Below are 24,831 nucleotides of genomic sequence, written 5' to 3' on the forward strand. Positions count from 1 at the left end.
ATAAAAATAAATCAAAAATGAGAAAAAAACTGTTTTCGTTAGCTATTCCTGCATTATTTATTGCTGCTGTAATGGTTTCTTGTAAAAAAGACAAACCACTTACCAGTGAGAGTAATGAAGTGACAACTACCAAAGAAGGTAGCCAGTTCACTTTGGATACGCTAAACAGTAAGGTTGAATGGAAGGGATATAAAGTATTTAAATCTGAAAATACGAGCCATTTTGGAACCATAAAGTTTGAAAGTGGAGATGTAACGGTGAAAGACGGAAAACTGGAAAGCGGAAAATTCGTTGCTGATATGAATTCTTTAACTTCTGTGGATTTGAAAGACAGCCCGGAGGATTTAGGAAAATTAAATGGCCACCTGAAGAGCGGTGATTTCTTCGAAGTTGAAAAATTCCCGACAGCTTCTTATGAGATTACAAAGGTTACCCCAGCTACAGAAGGTGATTATAATACTATTTTGGATGGTAATTTAACCATTAAAGGAATTACAAAACCTGTTCAGTTTAAGGCTAATGTTTCTGTGAAAAATGGAGAGGTGAGTGTAGCTACTGAACCGAAAGATATCAAGAGAGAAGAGTTTGGGGTGAAGTTCCAGGCTCCTGCTGCAAACGGTGTGATCAAAGACGAGGTAACTCTTCAGATCAGCGTTAAAGCTTTAGAAAAGAAATAATTTTTTTATTTAAGTGAAATAAGTGATTGAAGTCTGCCTCCCGAAAAAGAGGCAGATTTTTTTTTGACGGACTTATTATTCAACTTAAAATCGTATTTTTGCAAAACATTTTGAAAGGGTAAAATAATGATAGAAAAGATAGAAGAATTACTGGTCGAAGTAAATGGCTTCAATGCTACCTCTAAGGAAGATATCGAAAACTTCCGAATCAAGTACAATGGTAAAAAAGGAGTTCTGAATGATTTTTTTGAAAAATTTAAAGAAGTTCCTAACGACCAAAAGAAAGAATTCGGACAGAAGATCAATACTTTGAAGCAGGCAGTTGCTGTAAAACTGGAGGATTTGAAAAATGCTTCAGCATCTTCTGTTGTGGTTGAAAAGGAAGATCTTACAAGACCCGCTTTTCCATTGGAATTGGGTTCCAGACATCCGATCAATCTGGTAAAAAACAGAATTATTGAAATCTTCAAATCGATTGGCTTTGCTGTAGCAGACGGACCTGAGATTGAAGATGACTGGCATAACTTTACGGCGCTTAACCTTCCGGAGTATCACCCGGCAAGAGATATGCAGGATACATTCTTTATTGAGCAGAATCCTGATATTCTTTTAAGAACGCATACTTCTTCCGTACAAACGCGTTATATGGAAGAAAACCAGCCGCCGATCAGAATTTTATCTCCGGGAAGAGTGTTCAGAAATGAAGCAATTTCTTCACGTTCTCACTGTATTTTCCATCAGATTGAAGGATTATATATTGACGAAAATGTAAGCTTTGCTGATCTAAAGCAAACGATTCAGTTCTTTACCACTGAGCTTTTCGGAAAATCCAAAATCAGAATGAGACCTTCTTTCTTTCCGTTCACAGAACCTAGTGCTGAAATTGATGTGTATTGGGGATTAAACTCTGAAACAGATTACAGAATTACAAAAGGGACAGGATGGCTGGAGATTATGGGATGCGGAATGGTAGACCCTGCCGTATTGAAAAATGTGAATATCGATTCTGAGAAATATTCAGGATATGCATTCGGAATGGGAATTGAAAGAATCACGATGCTTCTTTACCAGATGAGTGACATCAGAATGTTCTTTGAAAACGACATCAGAACACTTGAACAGTTCAAAACGCTATAAAAAATCAAACCTCCGGAGCTCCGGAGGTTTTTGTTTTTAATTACTGACCTAAGAAACAAAACGTAATTAAAAACTGATCTTATTGAAAAATTTACACGTGTCTGTTTCTTATGCCCATACTTAGTTTCGGATCTGCTTGTTACCTCAAAGAAGTATTGACATGCTGCAGTTCTTTGCCTGCCTCTATTATAAAGACAATCTGTGTTAACTTTTTATTACATTGAACATAAAAAAGCCTGTCTCAAAAATCAAATTATTTGACTTTTAAGACAGCCTCTTTGTATTGAAATAAGTAATTATTATTTGCTGAATTTTAAAGGATATTTTACATTCTTATAATCATCAATACTTGCTTTTAGTGCTCCTACTGCAAGCTCTGCTTTCAATAGCATAGGAAGATGGTTGGCATCATTGGTAACCCACATGGTAACCCCTTCTTTATCTTTAAATACTCTTCCGCTTTTTACCGATGGAATAATCTTCAAACAGTTGATGGTTCCGAATTTTGTCTTTAAATTTTCTGTTCCTGTTACTTTCAGCTGAAAAGGAAACATCTCATCATCAATCCAGACATTCATATTGATAACCGTTCCCACTTTCAGTTCATCCGGACTTTTACTTCTTAAATAATAAAAACAGGAAAGCATATCCTGAACACCTTTCACAGATTTTAGAACTTTAGAACCATTGGCCGGTGTCTTTTTATCTGTTAAAATTAAAGTATTGTTATCGTGATTAAAAACGGTTTCAAAATGCTGGCGATAACTTCCTTCACGTACATTTCTGACATAAAAGCTTGGTAATCCCGTTTGTGTATTGATAAAACTTTCATATAAATCTTCTACTTTGAAGAATGCTTTTACAGCACCTGTTGTCTGTCCTGTTCCTTTTACATAGAGATGAGGAACCCCTTTGTAGGTAGTTTGCTTTGTAGTAAGGTTGGCAGTTCCTGCGTTAAGGAAACCATAGTGAATTCTAAGAGTAATAGATTCGCTGTCTGCGATATTATCAATCTGAGCCGAGCCTAAAAAGAATATAAATACAGCAAAAAGGTTCAAAATTTTATTCATAACAAGACATTTACAAAAACATTGCCAAATTTAAAATCTTAATTGATAGATATTTGACAAATCTCAGGTTTTTATTTAGAATCAATTAAATATGCTTCGCATTAAAATTAGTAAATTTGCAGTTACATGTATAATTAAATTATCTTAAAGATTATGATAACCACTGATATATTGATCATAGGTGCGGGACCTACAGGACTTTTTGCAGTTTTTGAAGCTGGTTTATTAAAAATGAAGTGTCATATTATTGATGCACTTCCACAGCCGGGAGGGCAGTTGGCTGAACTTTATCCTAAGAAACCTATTTTCGATATCCCTGGTTATCCTTCAGTAAATGCCGGAGAATTGGTGGATAATCTGATGGAGCAGATCAAGCAGTTTCAGCCTGGATTTACTTTAGGGGAGACAGCTGTTTCTTACACTAAAGTAGATGATGAGTGGTTTGAAGTGATCACGAATAAAGGAACTGTTCACAGATGTAAAGCGATTGCGATTGCAGGTGGTTTAGGTACTTTTGAACCGAGAAAACCTACTTTTGAAAATATTGCAGATTACGAAGAAAAAGGTCTTGAGTATTTCGTTAAAGAACCTGAACACTTCAGAAATAAAAAAGTGGTGATTGCTGGTGGTGGAGACTCGGCACTGGACTGGAGTATTTTCCTTTCTAATGTTGCCAGTGAAGTGACCTTGATCCACAGAAGAAATGAGTTCAGAGGAGCTTTGGATTCTGTAGAGAAAGTTCAGGATCTGAAAAATCAGGGGAAAATCAAATTAATTACGCCTGCGGAAGTTACCGGTATTAAAGGGGACGGAAAAGTAGAAGCGATCACTGTAGAAGTAGAAGGACAGGATGCTTATGATATTGAAACTGATTATTTCATTCCTTTATTCGGATTGACACCAAAATTGGGAGAGATCGGAAACTGGGGATTAAATATCGAGAAAAATGCAATCGTTGTAAATAACGCTTTGGATTATCAGACCAACATCGATGGTATTTATGCTATTGGGGATATCAACACGTATCCAGGAAAACTGAAGCTGATCCTTTGTGGTTTCCACGAAGCTACTTTAATGTGTCAGAGTGTGTATAACAGACTCAATCCGGGTAAAAAATTCGTGTTAAAATATACAACAGTAAGTGGAGTAGACGGATTTGACGGAAGCCGTAAAGAAGCAGAGAAGGCAGTTGTGAAAAAAATTGACTAATTTTGCAGAATTATGTCAGACGTTAATATTAAAATCACCGACAGAGAAGGGGTAACCCACGAAGTTGTAGCGCCTACGGATATGTCCATGAATCTAATGGAAATTATCCGTTCCTATGAATTGGCAGAAGAAGGTACTATTGGGGTATGCGGAGGAATGGCGATGTGTGCTTCATGCCAGGTATATGTAATTAATGATCCCGGTCTGGAACCAATGGGAGATGAAGAAGATGCCATGCTGGCTGAAGCTTTCCATGTGAAAGACAACAGCAGATTGGGCTGCCAGCTGCATATTGCCGATGCCATGGAAGGGCTCGAAGTGGAAATTGCTCCTTATCCTTAGAAAATATTTTTTAATCTTAATAAGAAACCCGTCCGGATTTTCCGGACGGGTTTTGTTTTTTATAAATTTTTAGAGTTTAAATTTCCTCCTTAGAAATCCATTTCCCAACCGTAGGAGCCTGATAATTTCTCATTTTTTCCAGCAGATCATCAATGGTATCGCTGATCAGCAGCATATCTCTGTTGATTTGCTTTAAAAATCCTTTATCTACCATGGTCTGAACCAGTTTAATCAGGTCATCATAAAAGCCGTCAATATTCAATACTCCGATGGGTTTTTTATGAAGTCCGAGCTGTGCCCAGGTGATCATCTCGAAGAATTCTTCCAATGTACCATAGCCGCCGGGAAGAACGATAACACCATCACAAAGTTCATTCATTTTGGTTTTTCTTTCGTGCATGGTCTCCACGATAATAAGCTCTGTCAGATTTTTATGGGCTATTTCTTTAGTTTGTAAAAAATGGGGAAGAACTCCAATGACCTTGCCTCCTTCGGTCAATGCTCCGTCTGCTATAGTTCCCATCAAACCAACATCAGCACCGCCATATATAAGCTCTATGCCTTGTTGGGCTAAAGTTTGCCCCAATAAAAATGCCTGTTCTTTGTAAATATCTTGCGAACCAAAGCTTGAGCCACAGAATACGGTGATACTTTTCATTGTATATGATTTGTTTTTTTCTATTGTTGAGATGCTTCGACAAGCTCAGCATGACATCTCTAATACTAACTGCTTTTTAGAGATAAATTTTTAGCAGCGTCATGCTGAGCCTGTCGAAGCACTTTTATTTCAATTAATTAAATATATTCAGATTAAAACTAAAAATATCCAAAATCATAAGACTTTGGATATTAATATAGTTATTTTAATGTTTTATTTCTGAGGAATATTCGCTAAAATATCTTTCAGGAAGCTCCAGAATTTCTGAGTTGAAGGAATGTTTGCCTTCTCATCAGGAGAGTGTGCACCTCTGATAGTAGGTCCGAAGCTTACCATTTCCATTTCAGGATAGTTGGCACCGATGATTCCACATTCAAGACCTGCGTGACAAGCTACTACATGAGGTTTTTCAGTGAACTTTTCAATATAAAGTTTCTCCATCAGCTGTACAATCTCTGAACCAGGTTTTGGCTTCCATCCCGGATATGATCCGCTGAATTCAACATTCATTCCTGCCAGTTCAGCTACCGATTTCAATTGTTCTGCCACTGAATATTTGGAAGAATCTACAGAAGATCTTGTAAGGTTTAAAATCTTAAGTTCTCCGCCTTTCAGTTCTACTCTTGCTACGTTGTTGGACGCTTCTACAAGATCAGCCACATCAGGGCTCATTCTATATACTCCGTTGTGAAGAGCCTTTAAAGTAAGGATCACCTTTTTAGAATCGGCTTCTGAAATAGCTTTGTCGGAAGACGTAGAGTTTTCAATATTGATCTGGATTCCCGGTTCTACAGTAGCAAATTCTTCTAAGATCTCTTTTTTAAGAACCGTTACATTTTCAATAAATTCCTGGGCATTTCTCACTGAAATTACAGCAACTCCTTCTCTTGGGATAGCATTTCTCAACCCTCCGCTGTCGATAGATACCAGTTCAATATTCTGGTTTTCCAATCCTGTATAAAGAAGTCTTCCCAAAATGATATTGGCATTTCCGAAACCTTTATGGATATCCATTCCGGAGTGTCCACCCTGAAGACCTTTTACTTCAAGTCTTACAATTTGTCCTTTTGAAGCTTCTGCAGCATAGGTTTGAGTGATTGTCACGTCTACACCTCCTGCACAGCCGATATCAATTTCATCATCCTCTTCCGTATCAAGATTCAATAGAATTTGTCCTGTCAATTGTCCCGGTTTTAATCCTAAAGCACCGGTCATTCCTGTCTCCTCATCAATCGTGAAAAGAGCTTCCAATGCAGGGTGTGGAATATCCGAGCTTTCAAGGATAGACATAATGGTTGCTACTCCTAAGCCGTTATCAGCTCCTAAGGTAGTTCCTTTAGCCTTTACCCAGTCACCATCGATTTCCATTTTAATTCCTTCCGTTTCAAAATCGAAATTAACATCATTGTTTTTCTGGCAAACCATATCAAGGTGTGATTGAAGCACGATAGATTTGCGATTTTCCATTCCTGCTGTGGCAGGTTTCTTAATGATAACGTTTCCTACTTCATCTACCGTAGTTTCCAGTCCTAAATTTTCACCAAATCCTTTGATAAAAGCTATTACTTTTTCCTCCTTTTTTGAAGGTCTTGGAACAGCATTTAATTTGGAGAAATTTTTCCATATAATCTGCGGTTCTATATTAGATAATTCCATTGAAATTTATTTTTCTCAAATTTACAAAATAAAAAATGCTTCCATGAGATACAGAAGCATTTTTGTATGATTTCGCTTTTATTAACACCCACACTCTCCATAGATCGGAGTAGTAAATGTAGTTCCGTCTGGTTTCTCTATAGTAAGAGTTCCTTCAAACAGTAAAGCTTCTTCGCCCTTTATTTTTTTACCTTTTACAGAAATTTTGTAATCATCATTTTCTATTTCTTTGGTAAGCAATTCATCTACTTCCATATCACTGGATGAGATAAGATTCATAGCAAGCCTTTTGCCATCCAGCATCATATACGCTGTTTTTCCCGCATCATCTGCGTAGATATATCTTTCATTTTCAAAATCAGATTTACTGGCTGCAAAATAGCAGGAACATTCTTTGATTTCTTTTGGAAACGGAATCGTCCCCACCAGAATATTTCCTGAAGAAGCTCTTGTAGTTGAATCTTTGGCAACATGCAAAGAATCAGCAGTAGGGGAGTCTGAAACAGTTTCTTTTTCCTTTTTACAGGCTACCAACAGAAATGCGGAAAATACAATGATTACATATTTCATGTGTTTGTGGTTTTTTATTTGTTTATCCTCTTGCTCTTTCAAGAAGTGTCATCATTAATAAAGAAAGGATTACCAGGCTTTCTTCCTCGTCATCAATATCAATCAGTCTGTCCAGCTGGAATCTTCTTCCGAAGAATGAAGGCATTTTTTTCAGTTTAAAATAAGCCTTTCCGTCTATCCCTGTTACCGTATATGATGGATTAAGGAAATATCCTGTAAACATCCCGATGATAGGAAGTTCTCCTACAAAGCTGTCCCAGAATCTTACCCACGCACTGTCTTCCTGAATTTTAAACTTAGGCTGATCATGTGCATCCAGAATATCATAACTTGCTTTCCAGATAGAGCGCATTCCTTTTCTGGCTAATCTGCCAAAGTTTTTATTGTCAATAAGATCATTTAAAGAATATGAAGCGTTGAAATCAATCCATTGATTGGCTCTGATTCTGAAAAGTTCCTTAGACTTGCTTTCATCATTAAAAACAATAACGTCTTCTTTCAACTTGAACATTTTCTGACGAACATATGCCACATAATTTCCATTTTTGTCAGTAATGTTAAAGTCACTTGCTAAAGTAGTGATTTTGAATTTGAAATCCAGAGGATAATTTAGATTGTTAAGTACCATGTTAGTTAATTTTTTTCATATTTAATTTAAGCCGCAAATATAAAGGTTTTTTTAGTGTTCTCAGGTATGGGAGAAATACAAAATATCATCATGGGACATTATATTGAACATGCTTTTGATTAAAAATAAACGCTATGTTCGCAAGGTTGATATTTATTTTTAGCTATTTCGATCGCAAAGGCACTTCGTTCAGCCAGGATATCAGATTTGTCTATTGCTGAGTGGAACGCCCTTGCGATCGTTTTTAAGAATTATAAAAATTCCTTAGCGAACACTGCGCTAAAATTTATTTTTTTTATATAAAAATTCACAAGCGAAACGAATTGACGATTCACGATTCACTATCAATTATCAACTTTAATCCTTATTTTTGTACCTATGGATTACCCTAGTAAAGTATTGGCAAAGGCAGTGGACGAGATTTCCGGGCTGCCAGGAATTGGCAGGAAAACGGCTTTGAGATTAGCATTACATTTGTTAAAGCAGCCCAATTCCAGAGCCGTAAGCCTTGGAAACTCCCTGATCAATCTTGTTAATGAAATAAAATACTGCAGAGAATGTCACAATTTCTCGGATTTTGACATTTGTGAAATATGCAGCAATGAAAAGAGAAATGGTGAACTGATCTGTATCGTTGAAGATGTACGTGATGTAATTGCCATAGAAAATACAGGAAAGTATACAGGGAAATATCTGATTCTTGGCGGTAAAATTTCTCCGATGGAAGGAGTAGGGCCTGGCCAGCTGAATATCCCAAGTATTGAAAAGAAACTGAATAACGGAAAGGTAAAGGAATTTATTTTTGCTTTGAGTGCTACAATGGAAGGAGATACCACCGCTTATTATATTTACAAGAAGTTTAAAAACTTCAATGTGAATTTCTCCAGCATTGCAAGAGGAATTTCTGTAGGAGATGAACTGGAATATGCTGATGAGATTTCTTTAGGAAGATCTATTATCAACAGGCTGCCTTACAACGAAAAGGATTAATATGAAGCTGTCCGTTATTATAGTTAATTACAACGTCACCCAATTGCTAAGAAGCTGCCTCCTGTCCCTACGGAAGTATATACAGGATATAGAGTATGAAGTAATGATGATTGATAATGCTTCAACAGATAGTTCCTGGGGAGATCTTATTCCTGAGTTTCCCGAAGTACATTTTATATCATCTGCAACAAATGATGGTTTTGCAAAAGCGAATAACCAGGCTGTTCAGACGGCGAAAGGAGAATATATATTGCTTTTGAATCCTGATACGGAATTGGAGGGCTTTTATATGAAAGAATTGCTGGATTTTGCAGATGCGCAGGCTTCATTCGGATGTCTGGGCGTAAGAATGCATGATGCAGAAGGGAATTTTCTTCCTGAAAGCAAGCGCTCAGTTCCGGATATGTTTAATTCTTTTGAAAAGCTCTTTACCAACTTTAAAAAGAACAACTCGAAATCTTATTACAGAAATGATATAGAAGAAAATGCGGTTGCAGAAGTGGAAGTTCTCACCGGAGCATTTTTATTGGCTAAAAAAGACGTTTATGAGAAAATAGGAGGATTGGATGAGGCTTATTTTATGTACGGAGAAGATATCGATCTCTGCTATACCTTTCTAAGAAACGGATATAAGAACTTCTATTATGGAAAAGTTTCTATCCTCCATCATAAAGGAGAAAGTACAATCAAAGATGAATTATATCTCAACAGATTTTACGGAGCGATGCAGATCTTTATTGATAAGTATTATAAGGAATCGAAGCCTTTACAGTATTCTTTTTTGAAAGCAGGATTAAAGCTCCGGCATCAGATTGAAAAGATCAAGCTAAAATAAAAAAGCAACTCAATTGGAGTTGCTTTTGTTATATGTAAGATGATATTCTTCTTATTTTACCGGAGCAGGAGTCTGTGCCGGAGTTGTTGTAGAAGAAGCAGGAGCTGACTGTTTTGCAGGAGCTTCTTTCTTAGCTGGCTGCTGTTGTGCAGGAAGTGCCTGAGACGGCTTACCTGTAATAACAACGCTTAAAAGGATAAGAACAATGATAGTTCCGCCTAGAGTCCATGTTGCTTTTTCCATGAAATCATTGGTTCTTTGTACCCCGAACTGTGCAGATGATGCACCTCCGAATGTACTGGAAAGGCCTCCTCCTTTTGGATTTTGTGCCATAACGATAATTACCAATAAAACACTGGCAACCATAACAAGAACCATCAATAGTGTAAATATAGTATCCATTAATTCTGATATCTTTTTGAATGGGCAAATTTAATCTTTTTTTACTGAATGACAAAAAAAGATGTCGCCAAATGTTGATAAAAATAAAAACGGCAACAATTGTTGCCGTTTTTTCTATAAAAATAGGATGTTGTTATTTAAAATCAGCATCTGTAGCCTTATTGATCTCATAAGACTTTACAGTCATGGTCATGTCCATTCCCATCTGGCTTACAGAGATGGTAAAAGGCATTTTTACACCTTCAACATCTTTATAATTAGAGTAGGTTGTCGGAATTGTCATTTCCTGACCTTTAGCTTTTACCTTTTTAGTTTCTCCGGTTTTTAATCCTGTTGCAACGCTGTAGTAATACGTAGTATTTCCACCTTTAATGGCGTAAGAATCTTCACCTCCGATTTTTTCAATTCCGCCTAATTTATAATCAGCAGATTTTGTAAATCCTAATTCTTCGAAAATTTCAGAATTTTTTTGTTTTTCAGCAATTTCTTCCGGTGTGATATCAACTCTTTGTCCCATTTGCATAGAATAACCGGTTTTTCCATCGAAAACCTGCTTCTGAACAACCTGTCCCATTGCTGTTACAGTGGTAAGCTCCTTTCCGCCTTGTGCTTTAACGATTTTAAAATCGATGTTTTGTCCCTGCATAGACATGGAAGCATTGGTTGTATAAGAAGTGATCTTTGCCAGATTAGCCTTTCCTCCGATAGCATTGATATACTTGTCAACAACAGAGGCAACCGTTACATTGGCATCCACTTTTTGTACAGTTGGTTTCGCAACAGGGTTAGCTTCCTTATCGAAATATTTTACAGGATAGCCCAGTTTTTCCAATCCTTCAGAAATATCAGATGCTTTACCGGCGATGAAAATTCTGCTTTGGTTAGGTAATATGGTAGCTTTTACAGCATTGGAAACATCTGCAGCCGTTACTTTATCAATAGATTTTAAGTAATTGGTATAGAAATCAGCAGGTAAATCCTGAACTTTTTGGTTTAAAGCAAATCTTGCAATGGTAGCCGGCTGTTCTAAAGACATGATGAAAGATCCTTTCAGTTTAGCTTTAGCATTGGCTAATTCCTCAGGTTTTACAGTAGAAATAGCATTAAGTTCATTCATGAATTCTTTAACAGCTTTGTCTGTAACCTCGTTTCTTACGCTTGCACTTGCAGAGAATTGTGGAGAGTATTTGCTGGCAACCATACTTGAATAAGCCCCATAGGTAAATCCGTTTTTCTCACGAAGATTCATGAAAAGTCTGGCTTCACCACCGCCACCAAGAATATAGTTGGCGATTGTTGCAGGGAAGTAGTTCACATCTTTCATTTTCAAAGTGTTCAGGTTGTTTAAAGAAACAACAGACTGTACCGCAGAAGGAACATCTACTACGTTGATCTCCGTTTTAGCAACATTAGAAGCAGGTTCTAACTGGGCAATAGGTGTGTTTGCTTTTTTCCAGCTACTGAAAGCTTTTTCAATCAAAGGTTTTACCTGGTCAAACTTCACGTCTCCTACAATTACTAAGTAAGCATTGTCCGGAGCGTAGTATTTTTTATAAGTGTTCTGAACGTCAGCAAGCTGGATTTTATTGATAGACTCAACCGTTTCAAATTCACCTCTTGATGTGTTTTTTCCATACATCAAAGCGTTGGAAACTTTTGAAGCAATAGAAGATGCATTTTTTTCTTCAGACTTTAATCCCTCGATAGCTCTTTCTTTAGAGTTTTGAATTTCTTCAGCAGAGAATTTAGGATTAATAATGGCGTCAGCCATCAGTCCTAATACTTCAGGGAAATATTTTGAAAGTGAATTGGCAGAAGCACCTCCTGAAGAGAAATCAAGGTTCGCTCCAAGGTAGTCTACTTTTTTGTTGAAATCATCTTTGCTGATGTTGTTTGTTCCGTTTTCGAACTGTTCAGCCATAATTTCGCTTACTCCGGTTACTGCTCCTTCATTGTACGGAGGTCTGTCCATAGAAAGGCTGGCACTTACTCTTGGTAATTTGTTGTTCTCAACCACCATTACTGTAAGACCGTTGCTTAGCTGGAAAGTTTTTGGCTTCGCAATGTTAATTGCAGGGGTAGGTCCTGGTTTTGGCATTGCATTAAGATCTATTTTTTGTGCTGAAACCATTCCTGTAAAGAAAAATGCTGCAGCTATATATGTTAATTGCTTTTTCATTTGTAAAAATTTAATTTTTAATAATCATATTATCACCTAAGAAGTTGAAATGATTACTTTTTCTCAGGTACGTAATTGATGACTATTCTTTGGTTGGAATTAAGATACTTTTTAGCTGCATTCTGAAGATCCTGTCTGGTGATAGATCTGTAAATGTCAATTTCTTTGTTAATCAAATTCGTGTCCCCCATCAATACATGGTTGGTTGCCAGTGAAGCAGCAATTCCCTCAATGCTTGAGTTGGCATTTACAAACTGGTTTTCGTACTGGTTTTGAAGTTTTTGATAATCTTCTTCAGAAATTAAAGTCGTCTGAAGTTTTTTGATTTCAGCATCAATGTCACCCTGTAATGTCTGTTTTGTGGTCTGTCCCATTGGAATCGCATAGAATGCAAAAATACTGTAGTCTTCAAGCCCCTGATTGAAAGCTCCTACCTGAAAAGCTTTTTTATCCTGGTCAACTAATTTTTTATATAGAACAGAAGATTTACCATTGCTTAAGTAAGAAGAAAGCATATCCAGAACATAAGCATCTTTCTCTTTATTAGCAGGAGTTCTGTATGCGAAAATATATGCCGGAAGCTGAATGTTAGGATCTGTAGCCGTAACTTCTTTTTCCTGATTGATAGGGGTTTCTTTCGGGAAGTCTTTTGGATAAAGCGTTCCTTTTGGAATGCCTCCATAATACGTTTCGATCCATTTCTTAGTCTGTTCAGGTTTGATGTCTCCTGCCACCACTAAAGTAGCATTATTAGGAACGTAATATTTCTTGTAGAATGCCTGGAACTCTTCTAATTTAGCAGAGTTCAGATCTTCCATAGAGCCGATTGTTGGCCAATTGTATGGGTGATTGGTAAATAAATTTTTCTGAATGGTTGTGAAAAGATTTCCATAAGGTCGGTTATCCATTCTTAATCTTTTCTCTTCTTTTACAACCTCTCTCTGAGTATCGACACCAATCTGGTTGATGACAGCGTGGCGCATTCTTTCAGCTTCCATCCAAAGTCCAAGCTGTTCATTATTGGAAGGGAAAGTCTCATAATAATAAGTTCTGTCATTAGTAGTGTTGGCGTTGTTCTGACCTCCGTTGGAAGAAACGATTTTAAACCAGTCTCCTCTTTTGATGTTAGGAGTTCCTTCGAATAAAAGGTGTTCAAAGAAGTGAGCAAAACCAGTTCTGCCTTTTACTTCATCTTTTGCACCTACGTGGTACATTACACCCGTTGTTACAACCGGTGCCGAGTTATCCTGATGAAGAATTACGTGAAGACCATTGGGAAGGTCGTACTCTTCGAATTTGATTTGCTGTGCATTCAGCATTAGCCCGAAGAAAGCTACGGCAGCAGCAGAAATAAGTCGCTTTTTCATAAAATTTAGAAATTGTTTACCAATTAGTATGAAAAGTGAATTAAATGTTACAAAGTTTATAGAAATATCTTAATTGAAGGGGTGTAATTTTTAGAGGGTTAGAAGTGAATGGTGAATGGTCAATTCGCTTCGCTTGTGAATTTTTACAGGTTTCAGGTTACGTGTTTCGGGATGATAAATATAAAATTTCTCTATGAACAGGTTTTGCATGTAAAATCAATTTATTCACCTTCCATCTGCGGAAGAATTTATCCATTCACTATTCATTTGCGAAGCAAAATTGACCATTGACAAATACTATTAGTACAATCTTACTACTTCAAATCCCTAACTTCTCTATGAAAGTTTGAATTCTGCTCCGAATACCTTAATTTTGTGTTCCCAAAATTTTTTTGCTGTATGGACTATTTGAAAGGACTCAATGAATCACAATATGAAGCCGTTACCTCTTTACAAGGGCCTTTGATGGTGCTTGCCGGAGCAGGTTCCGGGAAAACGCGTGTATTGACTATGCGTATTGCCCATTTAATACACAACGGAATAGATCCTTTCAATATCCTGGCGCTTACCTTTACGAATAAAGCGGCACGTGAAATGAAAGAACGTATTGCGAAGGTAGTAGGAGACAGCAATGCTAGAAGCCTTTGGATGGGAACATTTCACTCCGTTTTTGCAAGAATTCTGAGAATTGAGGCTCATTATCTCGGATATCCTTCCAATTTTACCATCTATGATCAGCAGGATGCCCTGAATGTGATTAAAAAAGTTCTGAAGGATATGAATATCGATGCCGATCTTTATAAACCTAAAAAAGTTCAGGCAAGAATCTCAACCTATAAGAATAATCTGATTACCGTAAAAGCATATTTCAACAATCCTGAACTGATGGAAGCGGATGAAAAAGCGAATATGAAATTCATCGGGCAGATTTATCAGAAATATGTGGATCAGTGTTTCAGAAACGGATCTATGGATTTTGATGACCTGTTGTTGAAAACCAATGAATTGCTGACCCGCTTCCCGGAGGTACTGGCAAAATATCAGGACAGATTCCGATACATCATGGTAGATGAGTACCAGGATACGAATCACTCTCAGTATCTTATCGTAAAAGCTTTGGCTTCAAAATTTGAGAATATCTGCGTTGTAGGAGATGATGCACAGTCTATCTATTCTTTCCGTGGGGCAAATATCTACAATATCTTAAACTTTAAAAAAGATTATCCTGATGCTGTAACGGTATCTCTGGAGCAGAATTACCGTTCCACACAAAATATTGTAAATGCGGCGAATGTTGTTATTGCTAAAAACCTGCAGCAGTTTAAGAAAAATGTATTCAGTGATAATGAAGAAGGGGACAAGATCAAAATTTACCGTTCTCTTTCTGATGCTGATGAAGCGAACTTTGTGGCAGGAAATATCTGGGAACTTCGTAACCGCGATCAGAGGAAATACAGCGATTTTGCCATTTTATACAGAACCAACTCTCAGACCCGTGCTTTTGAAGATGCGCTGAGACGTAAAAATATTCCGTACAAAGTGTATGGAGGACTTTCTTTCTATCAAAGAAAAGAAGTAAAAGACCTTATTGGTTATCTTCGTCTTCTGATCAATGAAAATGACTCTGAAGCATTAATGAGGATTATCAATTATCCGGCAAGAGGAATTGGAGAAACGACACAGAATAAACTGATCGTTTTTGCGGATGCCCACAATATTGCGGTTTCAAAAGTATTGGAAAATCTTCCGATGTATGCACCGCAGCTAGGTCTGAACAATGGAGTTTTAAACAAACTGAACGATTTCTGGTCCATGATCAAAGCTTTTCAGGTATTGCTGAAAACAGAAACAGCTTACAGCGTAGCTATGGAAGTGGCAAAACGAAGTGGTTTAATCAAGTTTTTAAAAGATGATCAGACTCCTGAAGGGATTTCCAGAGTAGAAAACGTACAGGAATTGATGAACTCCATGCAGGGGTTCATTGAAGAGCAGATGCAGCTTGAAGACGGAGATCCGAGCCTTTCCAACTTTCTGGAAAACATTGCACTTTCTGCAGATACTCAGGATAAAGAGCTGGAAGATGATATGGTTTCTTTGATGACCATTCACCTTTCAAAAGGATTGGAATTTCCTGTGGTTCACCTGGTAGGGCTTGAAGAAAACCTGTTCCCAAGCTTTATGAGTTCAGCCACCAAAGAAGATCTGGAAGAAGAGAGAAGATTATTCTATGTAGCATTGACAAGAGCTGAAAAACAGGCTTTCTTCTCCTATGCTGTTTCACGTTTCCAATGGGGAAAAATTACGGATGCGGAACCTTCAAGATTCTTAAGTGAAATAGATGATGAATATATTGAATTCCTTAATCCTGCTTTGGAAAAAAGATTTATCAATAATTCAGGAGTGAAATCCAATATTTTTGATGAACATCCTTCTGAAATAAAATCTTTCAAAAAGGTTGAAAAAAAGACCATTGACAGAGGTGATGCTTCCAAACCTGCTCCTGAAGTAAGAAAACTGAAACCGGTAAGCACGGCTAAAATTATCAATCCAAGCGGAGCTTCTTCTCAGGATATTGAAGTTGGTGATAAAGTGAGACACGACCGTTTCGGAATAGGAGAGGTTACTTTCCTGGATGGAACAGATCCTCAGAATATCAAAGCAAAAGTAGTTTTCATGCATGAAGGAGAGAAAAACCTGATCCTGAAATATGCTAAACTGACTAAGATTTAAATTTAAAAATAAAGATACAAAGAAACGGATTCAAAGTTTGAGTCCGTTTTTTATTGTTTAAGCGCTAAGTTCACAATGTAGCTATTACGGTGTTTAGATCTTTTCGATCGCAAAGGCGTTTACTTAGCAGAGATAATTTTCCTTGCTGAACGAAGTACCCTTGCGATCGTAAAAATAATCACTAAGTAAGAATTTCTTAGCGCACATAGCGTTTTTTCAAAATTTATTTTACTGTTAACCTTCTATAAAACAATGTTTTTTTATTGAAATGTTCTTAAATTATCATAACTTTAAATAAGGGATAGAAAGAAACGATAACTGTTTTTTACAAAAACAAAGTCTATTGATTTTGTAGACTAATAAATATATTTTACATTTGCACCTTGTAAAAAACATAAATGTTAATCAAATTCTAACCTATGATAAATAAGAAAACTATTCTTTCGGCCTCTGTTTTATTTTTTCTCGGCGTGTTTACTTACGGACAGGAAAAAGACAGCATAAAAGCACATAAAGACACCATAAAGACCAATACTGTAGAAGAAGTGGTAGTACTGGGTTCAAGAGCCGGCGCAAGATCTAAAACAGACAGTCCGGTTCCCGTAGATGTATTCAATGTAAAAGAATCTTCAATTATCCTTCCACAAACCAATATCGGACAAATTCTGAATGCGGTTGCTCCTTCATTTACTTCTACAATTCAAACGAATTCAGATGGAACAGATCACCTGGATCCTGCACAGTTAAGAGGTTTGGGACCAGATCAGGTTTTGGTTTTGGTAAATGGAAAAAGAAGGCATACTTCAGCATTGGTGAATGTAAACGGAACACCAGGAAGAGGAACTGTTGGTACAGATTTGAATGCTATTCCTTCTTTTGCTTTAAACAGAATTGAAGTATTAAGAGACGGAGCTGCTGCACAATACGGTTCCGATGCCATTGCCGGCGTGATCAATCTTGATCTGAAAAAAGATACAGGAAAACTGGCAGGGCAGATCAGCTATGGTGGAAATCTTACACCAACAGCTAATGACCACACCGGAGATTTTGACGGACAGAATATTCAGCTGGATTTAAACTATGGGAATAAAATCGGAACCAAAGGAGGGTTCTTTAATATTACCTGGTCTTCACAATTCAGAAATCCAACGTACAGAGCAGGTACTGAAAGTGGAAAAATCTACAACGCTTATAATGCGATTGAACAACGTGCCTTGAATGACGGAGTCAATCTTTCTTCTCTTTTTACCAATATAAATAATACTCCCAATTCACAGCAGATTATTGATTATGTACATCAGTATGCTCAGGGAGTAAACTATTTTAGTGCAACTCAGCTCTCTGATATACAAAATGCAAGTACATTCAAAGACATTACAGATGCCTCGGGGAATGTTCTTCAGAAAGGACTTTGGTCTTTACTGAGTGCTGATGTGACAGATCAGGAACTGGCTTACAGAGGACAGGGCAGGAAGGATTTTAATATGCAGGTAGGACAGTCTAAACTAAATAATCACCAGCTTTTTGTGAATGCTGAAATCCCTGTAAGTGACAACTGGAAAGTGTATACTTTTGGAGGATACAGTTTAAGACATGGAACTTCCGGAGGATTTTACAGAAGACCGAGAGAAAGCAGAACCTTTACAGGATTATATCCAAATGGTTATCTTCCACAGATCGGAACAGATATTCAGGATATTTCATTAGCAGCGGGAATCAAAGGAAACTGGGAAGGATGGAATATTGATTTCAGTAATACGTACGGACAGAATTCATTTACCTATAATATTCAGAATACAGGAAATACTTCAATGCGTTTTGCTTCACCAAGAGAGTTTAATGCAGGAGGACTAAGATTTTCTCAAAATACGATCAATTTAGATTTCTCTAAAAAATATGATGTGTGGGAAGGAATCAACGTAGCGTTTGGAGCAGAACACCGTTATGAAAACTTTAAAATTACCCAGGGAGAAGAAGCTTCTTATGCAACCTATGATGTTTCTGGAAATGTTTGGAACGGAAATTCTGTAAGACCTACAGATTTCTTCGGAGCATCGCTTCCGGGAGGATCGCAGGTATTCAACGGATTTAAACCAGGAAATGCTGTGGATAAAAACAGACAGTCGGTAGCTGCCTATGCAGATATTGAATTTAACTTTACCAACTGGTTATTGGTAGATGCTGCAGCGAGATATGAAAACTATTCAGATTTTGGTTCTACATTCAATTATAAGTTGGCTTCAAGAATCAAGGTAGCACCTGATTTCAATGTGAGATTTGCAGGTTCTACAGGATTCAGAGCGCCATCTATCCACCAGATTTATTATAATGTAACCTCTACATTGTTCACCAATAATCAACTTTTGGAAGTAGGAACTTTCAGCAATGATTCTCAGCTGGCAGGATTGCTGGATATGCCAAAACTGAAACAGGAAACTTCCAAATCAGCAAGTGTAGGATTTACTTACAGAATTCCTTCGGTAGGTCTTAGTTTTACAGCAGACGGATATTTTACGAGAATTGATAACCGTATTATTCTTACCGATCAGTTCCTGAGAGCAAGCGTTCCTCAGAAAGCTCAGGAGGCTTATGATCAGTTGGGAATCAATGCTGCCCAGTTCTTTACCAATGCCATTGATACAGAAACAAAAGGAGTAGATGTAGTGATTTCACATAATGCAAGATTCTCAGGATTTAAACTGGATAATAACTTTGCCATTAACCTTAATAAAACAAAACAGGTTGGTGATATCCATTCTGCCGGGCTTTTACAGTCGCCACAATTGGAAAAAGTTTATTTTTCTGAAAAATCGAGAGTATATCTTGAAGAAGCTGTACCAAGAGTGAAAGCCAGTCTTTCGCACACACTTTCATGGAAGAATGCAAGCTTGTATCTGAGAAATACCTACTTCGGAAAAGTGACAGGTGCTGATATTATTGATGTGAACGGAGACGGAATTATTGATTTTAATGAACATCAGCAAATCGGAGATAAGATTATTACCGATCTATCTGCGGCCTATCAGTTTACCAAAAATGTAGGACTGACTTTAGGGGTAAACAATTTGTTTGATATCTATCCAACAAAAAACCTTACCGCTTCTACCAATAACGACCAGTTCATCTATTCACGTTCCACTTCTCAGTTTGGACAGAACGGAAGATATGTTTTTGCAAGACTTAATTTCAATTTTTAAATACTTACAAAAGATAATGCTTATAAAAAAACAGTTCAGAGATCCTGAACTGTTTTTTATTGATGATGCTTTGTATTTTGATAGATTTATGTATATCTTATTTCTTTTGTGAAAGAATAAAATCTACCATCTGATCGGTAAGCTCATCAAGATAAGCTTTATCAGTAGTGCCAAAGCCGTGTACTCCGCCATCAACGATGATCAGAGAGTTCTGTATTTTGGCTCTGTTTAATTTTCGGTGGAGCTTTTTAGACTGGCTTAAAGGAACTATTTTGTCATTATTCCCCTGGACAATTAAAGTTGGAACTCCTCCGGAAACAAAATAAACGGGAGATATTGTTTTAAGGTAATCAATAGCTCTGTCCTGGTCTTTTCTGATATCATATCCGGAAATCCCTTTCACCAGATTTTCCTGTAAACCGACAATTTTTTTAGACATTAATCCGATCATTCCCACCGGAATTGTTCCTAATCTTGTATGGAAAAGTTTGTTGAGGTCTGCAGGGCCATAATGATCAATCACATAATTCACTTTAGCCGAATAAGAGGAAAGTTCAGGATTACCCAGATAAGTATTGTCTGGTGTATAGGCTGCCATCAGAGAAAGATGGGCTCCGGCTGAAGCCCCGAAAAGCCCGATATTGTTGGTGTCAAGGTTATATTTTTCAGCATTCTTTCTTACCCATCTTATGGCATCTTTGGTATCTTCCAAAGGCAAAGGAAAGTGGATGCTATCACTTAAAAGCGTATAATTGATACTAATGACTGCATATTTTTTGTCTATCAGTTTTTTTACAGTTGTTTCAAGATAATTATCTGCATTAACCACTTTGTCGCCTTCTACCCATCCGCCTCCATGAACGTAGATCAATACCGGAAGTTTTTCAGTGGTGGCATTCTTGGGAGTATAGAGATCAAGAGCGAGAGGTTTCCCCTTTCTGTTTGTTTTGTAGACGATATTTTCGGAAACTGCTGCAATTTCAGGAAGTAATGTACTTTTTACAGCAGCAGCTTTGTTTGGTCTTAATGGTAGGTCTTGTGAAAAAAATAAATTTGTAAAGCTTAAAAATAAAATAAAAAACAGGTTTGTGAAAAACCTGTGTGTTGATATGTTGTTGATGTGTAATTTCATAATAAATTTTTAAGGAGTGTTATTTTACTAACTCCTCAAAAAGCTTACCAAAAGTAGCATTAAGATCTTTTGATTTTCCCGGATGAGGTCTGGAGGTCTGCACCACGGAACTTCTTACTGCTGTCAGCCATCGGAAACGTTCCGGAATATCCATAAAAGCAATAGGGCCGCCATCTTTCTCACCATTAGCAATTTTTTTAAAGCTTTCCAGATTGTGGATAATATCATCGTAATCCAGTTTGCTGTGCATCAGCTTAAATTTATCCGGACACAAATAGAATTCCACTCTGATGAATTTCTCCTTCTTGGAAAACATCACCAGCCCGATATTGAAAAATTCTTCTCTTTCAACTTTAGGTACCAGGCGTATTACCGCATATTCATATATTTTATCCTCTTGCATTTTTCGCTTCGTTTACAAAGATTTGAGAATTTTCTAATCGGGTTTTCATAAACTGAAAATAGATCTCACGGATTTCTTCCGGGGTTTCATCCGCATCATTCCAGTGTAACCAGTCTTCAGGAATCATATTGACAATGTCTCTGAAAAGCGTGTCATTCAAAATTTCATGGGCAAATTGATCAGCTTCATCAAGCATTTTTGCCTTAGGAAGAAGCACGTGGTCTTTCACATATTTGAAAGGTGTTTTGGCCGCTGTATCAAAATTCTGCCATGAGTGGTGGAAGTAGAACGAAGCACCATTATCGATGATCCAGAGTTCTTTATGCCACATCAGCATATTGGTATTTTTAAAAGTACGGTCGATGTTGGTAATGAATGCATCCAGCCATACAATTTTAGAAGCCAGAAGCGGATCCACACTTACTCCCGGGTCATAGGTGATAGATCCGGAAAGATAATGCAGCCCAAGATTCAGCCCTTCAGAAAACTTCAGAAGATCCTGTATTTCCTCATCGGCTTCCGTTCTTCCGAAATCGGCATCAAGATTAACGAAAACAAGTTCAGGAATTTTAAGTCCCAAAGCTTCGGTAATTTTACCGCCTAAAAGTTCAGAGATCAGCATTTTTACCCCATGGCCTGCACCACGGAATTTTAATACATATTTGAAATCATCATCAGCTTCTGCCAGAGCCGGAAGAGATCCTCCTTCTCTCAGTGGCAGAATGTAACGCATCACGGTTACAGTTCTTAAATTCTGCATACAGCAAAAATAAGCTTATTTTTTAATAATTTTTTTAGTGAATTCCTTTTCGCCTGTTTTATATTGCAGGAAATAAATACCGCTGGCCAAATGCTGAAATGAAATACTGTAGCCATTTTCTGTCTTATTCAAATGATAAGGAATGATTTTTCCTGAAGCTTCTGCAAGTGAAATTACTTCAAATTGCTTTTTAGGAACAATGTTAACAAGGTTTTGAACAGGATTTGGATACATTTGAAGTCCGTTTTCTATAGTTGTTTCTGCTGTATGTAACGTGTTTACAACCACCATTTTTGTTTTGGTAGTAGTTACTCCACAGGCATTGGTCGTCAGTTTAACATGATAACTTCCACCCGCATTATAGGTATGTGTTGGATTTTCCAGCGTAGAAGTCGTTCCATCACCAAAATCCCACAAATAAGCAGCTGCATTCTGGGTTGCATTCGTAAACTGAACGGTGCCTGCTCCGGTAAGCTGATAAGTAAATCTGCTGTGAACATCATTGTTGGTTACATACCATTTACCAGGCTGGTTATAGACCTCTGTTTTCACAATATCTTTAATGAATTGAGCCTGTGCAGAAGTAAGATTTCCGTTAAAAGGAATCTGGGTAGGATCTTTTTTGAATATAATCGTATAGAATGTATAGGCTGCCGCCATAGAACCTATATAACTGGGATGAGATTCATCCTGATCATACAATTCAATGGCTGGGTTTTGCTCTCTGATTGTTCTCCAGACTTTGCCTACCGGAGAGACAATTCCTTCATTACTCAGTGCCATTTCCATATAGCGGTTATAAATTTGAGTATCCATTCCCTGATAGGTACAAACAGTAGGAAGCCCCGGACAATTGGCTGCATCACCGTTTTTACGGCCCCAGGTCATATAGAAAATAACATTTCCACAAGGATTGGCTGTTTTAATTACATTAGAAAGCTGAAGGGCATAAGGATACACCTGGTTTTGAACCTGTGAATCTGGAAACGAAGGAAGCTGGCTTTGTTCCTGCAATACCACATAATCCCAGTTTCCCTGATTGATGTCTGAAATGACATTCGGGTTATTGGAGTGATCCTGTAGTGTAGCACCTCCCGGAGTCTGACTATGATGCTCGAATACATCGCCATCAGATGCGGCAATGCTTTGAATGAGCCCGGGTAAATTATTGACGTACGTATAACTGTTTCCAATAAAAAAGACCCTTTTGGTTGTCTGGCTCAGGATCAAAGAAAAAGTAATTAAAAATAAAGAAAGTAGAGTTTTTTTCATAAATTTCAGTTTGAATTAATTCCATAAATATAAATAATATTAAATAAAACCCATTTATTTTATGAATTTGATTATAGAAAAGAATATATACTTAGAAAATAAAGAAACAAAAGGTTTTCTTGCTGATGCTTTTTATAAAGACAGTCAAAAAAAACTTCCCCTGGTCATATTTGTTCACGGCTATAAAGGGTATAAAGACTGGGGTTCGTGGAACCTGATGGCAGAAAAGTTTGCTGAAGCAGGTTTTTTCTTTGTCAAGTTTAATTTTTCACATAACGGAACAACTACAGATGATCCATTTAACTTTGGAGACCTTGAAGCTTTTGGAAATAATAATTATTCTAGAGAACTTTCTGATCTTGGCGTAGTGATTGATCATTTCAGTAAAGACCCTCATGTGGATGATGGAAAAATTATTTTGATCGGCCACAGCAGGGGAGGAGGAATTTCTATCATTAAAACATTCGAAGACGAAAGGATCAACGGATTGATTACTTTGGCCAGTGTGGATACATTAGATCGTTTTCCCAAAGGAGAAGCTTTTGATAACTGGAAGAATAATGGAGTGTATTATGCGCTGAACGGCCGTACAAAACAGGAAATGCCTTATTATTATCAGTTCTATGAGGACTATGAAAAAGATATTCACCGTTTTGATGTGGAGCGGGCTGCAGAAATGGCTAAAGCTCATATGTTGATTATTCATGGAACAGAAGATGAAGCGGTAGAAGTAAAACAGGCTGAGCATCTTCATATTCTCCATCCCAATTCTGAGCTGTTTCTGATTGAAAATGCCAACCATACTTTTGGGGCAAAAGAACCGTGGACAGAAAATGATCTACCTAAAGACCTGCATACTGTCACTGAAAAATGTATTGATTTTATAAAAGAAAAATTGAAATAAAACGCTTAAAACTGCGTTATTAGAATTAACCACCATACAGTATAATTATGAAAAAAATTATTGCAGGCGCATTTGCGCTTTCACTATGTGTTGTTTCATGTAAAAAAGAAACAAAAACAGAATCTTCTGTAAACAGTGATACTTTGGCTACAGTAATGCCTAAGGATTCCGTAACACCCCCCAAAACAGATTCAACAGCAATTGCGGCATCTCCTTCTGCTCCAGCTACGGAAAATATTATCACCAAAAATGTAGGTAAATATCCTCATGATATTAAATTCTTTGAAGATAAGGGTATTTCAGAAAGACTTAAAAAACTTACAGGTGCTCAGTATGATGAGATGGTAAAGAATTTCAATGTGGAAAGCCCTGTCTCTTCAGAGAATGGAATTTATAAGCTGACAGGATGTAAGCAGCATGACTGTCCCGGATATACGACAAGCATTTATTACGATGCTAAAAATGATGATCTGAACGTTTCTATAGATAAAAACGGCAAGGTAACAGAATTTGCTGAAAAAGGGAAAATTACGGTCTCAGAATCATTGAAAGCAAAGTAAGAAAGGAAGTTAGAAGCTTGAGGCTGGAAGATCATATGAGTGTTCAGTATCTATTGAAATCAAAATGGAGCTATCTGCCAAAGGTTATTAATTTGGATAAAAGTTATTCATAATACTTTATATACTTCCTGCTTTTTCTAGCCTGCAATAAAA

At 37.2% G+C, this 24,831-nt stretch carries 22 protein-coding genes; 10 read left to right on the forward strand and 12 right to left on the reverse strand.

Translation table 11 applies throughout. The features are described from left to right. Nucleotides 1-17: 17 nt before the first annotated feature. Nucleotides 18-677 carry a YceI family protein gene (locus tag ACODR7_RS13315; protein WP_488839709.1) on the forward strand — a complete coding sequence of 220 codons (660 nt, stop codon included), beginning with the start codon at nucleotides 18-20 and terminating at the stop codon, nucleotides 675-677. Nucleotides 678-803: 126 nt separating this feature from the next. Then, on the forward strand, nucleotides 804-1,814 hold the full coding sequence (gene pheS / locus ACODR7_RS13320; RefSeq protein ID WP_129041812.1) for a phenylalanine--tRNA ligase subunit alpha: 1,011 nt from the start codon (nucleotides 804-806) through the stop codon (nucleotides 1,812-1,814). A gap of 299 nt (nucleotides 1,815-2,113) precedes the next feature. On the opposite strand, the gene ACODR7_RS13325 is transcribed toward pheS, so the two are convergent. Then, entirely contained in the window at nucleotides 2,114-2,884 is a 771-nt protein-coding gene (locus ACODR7_RS13325) for a DUF3108 domain-containing protein (protein WP_488839711.1), read from the reverse strand. A 153-nt stretch (nucleotides 2,885-3,037) separates the two neighbouring features. On the opposite strand from ACODR7_RS13325, the gene ACODR7_RS13330 reads away from it, so the two are divergent. After that, on the forward strand, nucleotides 3,038-4,093 hold the full coding sequence (locus ACODR7_RS13330; protein ID WP_488839713.1) for an NAD(P)/FAD-dependent oxidoreductase: 1,056 nt from the start codon (nucleotides 3,038-3,040) through the stop codon (nucleotides 4,091-4,093). Nucleotides 4,094-4,105: 12 nt separating this feature from the next. Beyond that, the gene (locus tag ACODR7_RS13335) at nucleotides 4,106-4,435 is read left to right on the forward strand and encodes a 2Fe-2S iron-sulfur cluster-binding family protein (RefSeq protein ID WP_136521702.1); all 330 of its coding nucleotides are present in this window, start codon (nucleotides 4,106-4,108) and stop codon (nucleotides 4,433-4,435) included. A gap of 76 nt (nucleotides 4,436-4,511) precedes the next feature. Here the strand turns inward: ACODR7_RS13335 and ACODR7_RS13340 are convergent, their stop codons facing one another. The 4 genes from ACODR7_RS13340 to ACODR7_RS13355 all read right to left on the reverse strand — a co-directional run bounded on the left by ACODR7_RS13340 (nucleotide 4,512) and on the right by ACODR7_RS13355 (nucleotide 7,947). Beyond that, nucleotides 4,512-5,093, reverse strand: a complete 582-nt coding sequence (locus tag ACODR7_RS13340; protein WP_488839715.1) for an LOG family protein — start codon at nucleotides 5,091-5,093, stop codon at nucleotides 4,512-4,514. A gap of 213 nt (nucleotides 5,094-5,306) precedes the next feature. After that, entirely contained in the window at nucleotides 5,307-6,749 is a 1,443-nt protein-coding gene (locus ACODR7_RS13345) for an aminoacyl-histidine dipeptidase (RefSeq protein WP_488839717.1), read from the reverse strand. A gap of 81 nt (nucleotides 6,750-6,830) precedes the next feature. Continuing rightward, on the reverse strand, nucleotides 6,831-7,319 hold the full coding sequence (locus ACODR7_RS13350) for a hypothetical protein (protein WP_488839719.1): 489 nt from the start codon (nucleotides 7,317-7,319) through the stop codon (nucleotides 6,831-6,833). A gap of 22 nt (nucleotides 7,320-7,341) precedes the next feature. Further along, nucleotides 7,342-7,947, reverse strand: a complete 606-nt coding sequence (locus tag ACODR7_RS13355) for an LURP-one-related/scramblase family protein (RefSeq protein WP_076596213.1) — start codon at nucleotides 7,945-7,947, stop codon at nucleotides 7,342-7,344. 378 nt (nucleotides 7,948-8,325) lie between these two features. On the opposite strand from ACODR7_RS13355, the gene recR reads away from it, so the two are divergent. Both recR and ACODR7_RS13365 read left to right on the forward strand, forming a co-directional pair. Continuing rightward, a complete protein-coding gene (gene recR, locus ACODR7_RS13360) occupies nucleotides 8,326-8,937 on the forward strand; it encodes a recombination mediator RecR (RefSeq protein WP_488839721.1) in 612 nt (203 codons plus the stop codon). After that, complete coding sequence (locus ACODR7_RS13365) at nucleotides 8,933-9,772, forward strand: glycosyltransferase family 2 protein (RefSeq protein ID WP_488839804.1); 840 nt, start codon at nucleotides 8,933-8,935, stop codon at nucleotides 9,770-9,772. The genes recR and ACODR7_RS13365 overlap by 5 nt, the downstream gene beginning before the upstream one ends. Nucleotides 9,773-9,823: 51 nt before the next feature. Here ACODR7_RS13365 and secG read toward each other — a convergent pair whose 3' ends face one another. The 3 genes from secG to ACODR7_RS13380 form a co-directional block, all read right to left on the reverse strand. Next, complete coding sequence (gene secG / locus ACODR7_RS13370) at nucleotides 9,824-10,174, reverse strand: preprotein translocase subunit SecG (RefSeq protein ID WP_076596216.1); 351 nt, start codon at nucleotides 10,172-10,174, stop codon at nucleotides 9,824-9,826. Between the two features lie 133 nt (nucleotides 10,175-10,307). After that, a complete protein-coding gene (locus ACODR7_RS13375) occupies nucleotides 10,308-12,353 on the reverse strand; it encodes a M16 family metallopeptidase (protein ID WP_488839723.1) in 2,046 nt (681 codons plus the stop codon). Nucleotides 12,354-12,406: 53 nt separating this feature from the next. Next, on the reverse strand, nucleotides 12,407-13,720 hold the full coding sequence (locus ACODR7_RS13380) for a M16 family metallopeptidase (RefSeq protein ID WP_488839725.1): 1,314 nt from the start codon (nucleotides 13,718-13,720) through the stop codon (nucleotides 12,407-12,409). Between the two features lie 399 nt (nucleotides 13,721-14,119). Between ACODR7_RS13380 and ACODR7_RS13385 the strand changes: the two genes are divergently transcribed. Beyond that, complete coding sequence (locus tag ACODR7_RS13385; RefSeq protein ID WP_488839727.1) at nucleotides 14,120-16,450, forward strand: ATP-dependent helicase; 2,331 nt, start codon at nucleotides 14,120-14,122, stop codon at nucleotides 16,448-16,450. A gap of 419 nt (nucleotides 16,451-16,869) precedes the next feature. Then, nucleotides 16,870-19,647: a TonB-dependent receptor plug domain-containing protein gene (locus ACODR7_RS13390; RefSeq protein WP_488839729.1), complete on the forward strand. Its 2,778-nt coding sequence runs from the start codon at nucleotides 16,870-16,872 to the stop codon at nucleotides 19,645-19,647. Between the two features lie 97 nt (nucleotides 19,648-19,744). On the opposite strand, the gene ACODR7_RS13395 is transcribed toward ACODR7_RS13390, so the two are convergent. From ACODR7_RS13395 to ACODR7_RS13410, 4 genes are read right to left on the reverse strand one after another with little or no spacing between them, the layout of a single operon-like run. Further along, on the reverse strand, nucleotides 19,745-20,779 hold the full coding sequence (locus ACODR7_RS13395; protein WP_488839731.1) for an alpha/beta hydrolase fold domain-containing protein: 1,035 nt from the start codon (nucleotides 20,777-20,779) through the stop codon (nucleotides 19,745-19,747). Nucleotides 20,780-20,798: 19 nt separating this feature from the next. After that, nucleotides 20,799-21,182 carry a DUF3037 domain-containing protein gene (locus ACODR7_RS13400; protein WP_076596222.1) on the reverse strand — a complete coding sequence of 128 codons (384 nt, stop codon included), beginning with the start codon at nucleotides 21,180-21,182 and terminating at the stop codon, nucleotides 20,799-20,801. Beyond that, nucleotides 21,169-21,942, reverse strand: a complete 774-nt coding sequence (locus ACODR7_RS13405) for a HipA family kinase (protein WP_488839733.1) — start codon at nucleotides 21,940-21,942, stop codon at nucleotides 21,169-21,171. Before ACODR7_RS13405 ends, ACODR7_RS13400 begins: the two co-directional genes overlap by 14 nt. Before the next feature lie 15 nt (nucleotides 21,943-21,957). Further along, nucleotides 21,958-23,214, reverse strand: coding sequence for a PKD domain-containing protein (locus ACODR7_RS13410; RefSeq protein ID WP_488839735.1), 1,257 nt, complete (start codon nucleotides 23,212-23,214; stop codon nucleotides 21,958-21,960). A gap of 61 nt (nucleotides 23,215-23,275) precedes the next feature. On the opposite strand from ACODR7_RS13410, the gene ACODR7_RS13415 reads away from it, so the two are divergent. Continuing rightward, nucleotides 23,276-24,118 (forward strand): alpha/beta hydrolase family protein, encoded by an 843-nt coding sequence (locus ACODR7_RS13415; RefSeq protein ID WP_488839737.1) that lies wholly within the window; start codon nucleotides 23,276-23,278, stop codon nucleotides 24,116-24,118. A 47-nt stretch (nucleotides 24,119-24,165) separates the two neighbouring features. Further along, nucleotides 24,166-24,678 carry an Ivy family c-type lysozyme inhibitor gene (locus ACODR7_RS13420; RefSeq protein ID WP_488839739.1) on the forward strand — a complete coding sequence of 171 codons (513 nt, stop codon included), beginning with the start codon at nucleotides 24,166-24,168 and terminating at the stop codon, nucleotides 24,676-24,678. The last annotated feature ends 153 nt before the right edge of the window (nucleotides 24,679-24,831 follow it).

This window comes from Chryseobacterium sp. FG46 (genome assembly GCF_057809135.1).

Bases quoted from the DNA above. Each gene is read 5' to 3' on its own strand.
- ACODR7_RS13380 (WP_488839725.1), bottom strand. From the start codon at position 13,720: ATGAAAAAGCGACTTATTTCTGCTGCTGCCGTAGCTTTCTTCGGGCTA.
- ACODR7_RS13410 (WP_488839735.1), bottom strand. From the start codon at position 23,214: ATGAAAAAAACTCTACTTTCTTTATTTTTAATTACTTTTTCTTTGATC.
- ACODR7_RS13385 (WP_488839727.1), top strand. From the start codon at position 14,120: ATGGACTATTTGAAAGGACTCAATGAATCACAATATGAAGCCGTTACC.
- ACODR7_RS13375 (WP_488839723.1), bottom strand. From the start codon at position 12,353: ATGAAAAAGCAATTAACATATATAGCTGCAGCATTTTTCTTTACAGGA.
- ACODR7_RS13345 (WP_488839717.1), bottom strand. From the start codon at position 6,749: ATGGAATTATCTAATATAGAACCGCAGATTATATGGAAAAATTTCTCC.
- recR (WP_488839721.1), top strand. From the start codon at position 8,326: ATGGATTACCCTAGTAAAGTATTGGCAAAGGCAGTGGACGAGATTTCC.
- ACODR7_RS13315 (WP_488839709.1), top strand. From the start codon at position 18: ATGAGAAAAAAACTGTTTTCGTTAGCTATTCCTGCATTATTTATTGCT.
- secG (WP_076596216.1), bottom strand. From the start codon at position 10,174: ATGGATACTATATTTACACTATTGATGGTTCTTGTTATGGTTGCCAGT.
- ACODR7_RS13325 (WP_488839711.1), bottom strand. From the start codon at position 2,884: ATGAATAAAATTTTGAACCTTTTTGCTGTATTTATATTCTTTTTAGGC.
- ACODR7_RS13335 (WP_136521702.1), top strand. From the start codon at position 4,106: ATGTCAGACGTTAATATTAAAATCACCGACAGAGAAGGGGTAACCCAC.
- ACODR7_RS13395 (WP_488839731.1), bottom strand. From the start codon at position 20,779: ATGAAATTACACATCAACAACATATCAACACACAGGTTTTTCACAAAC.
- ACODR7_RS13390 (WP_488839729.1), top strand. From the start codon at position 16,870: ATGATAAATAAGAAAACTATTCTTTCGGCCTCTGTTTTATTTTTTCTC.
- ACODR7_RS13330 (WP_488839713.1), top strand. From the start codon at position 3,038: ATGATAACCACTGATATATTGATCATAGGTGCGGGACCTACAGGACTT.
- ACODR7_RS13405 (WP_488839733.1), bottom strand. From the start codon at position 21,942: ATGCAGAATTTAAGAACTGTAACCGTGATGCGTTACATTCTGCCACTG.
- ACODR7_RS13340 (WP_488839715.1), bottom strand. From the start codon at position 5,093: ATGAAAAGTATCACCGTATTCTGTGGCTCAAGCTTTGGTTCGCAAGAT.
- ACODR7_RS13415 (WP_488839737.1), top strand. From the start codon at position 23,276: ATGAATTTGATTATAGAAAAGAATATATACTTAGAAAATAAAGAAACA.
- ACODR7_RS13350 (WP_488839719.1), bottom strand. From the start codon at position 7,319: ATGAAATATGTAATCATTGTATTTTCCGCATTTCTGTTGGTAGCCTGT.
- pheS (WP_129041812.1), top strand. From the start codon at position 804: ATGATAGAAAAGATAGAAGAATTACTGGTCGAAGTAAATGGCTTCAAT.
- ACODR7_RS13400 (WP_076596222.1), bottom strand. From the start codon at position 21,182: ATGCAAGAGGATAAAATATATGAATATGCGGTAATACGCCTGGTACCT.
- ACODR7_RS13420 (WP_488839739.1), top strand. From the start codon at position 24,166: ATGAAAAAAATTATTGCAGGCGCATTTGCGCTTTCACTATGTGTTGTT.
- ACODR7_RS13355 (WP_076596213.1), bottom strand. From the start codon at position 7,947: ATGGTACTTAACAATCTAAATTATCCTCTGGATTTCAAATTCAAAATC.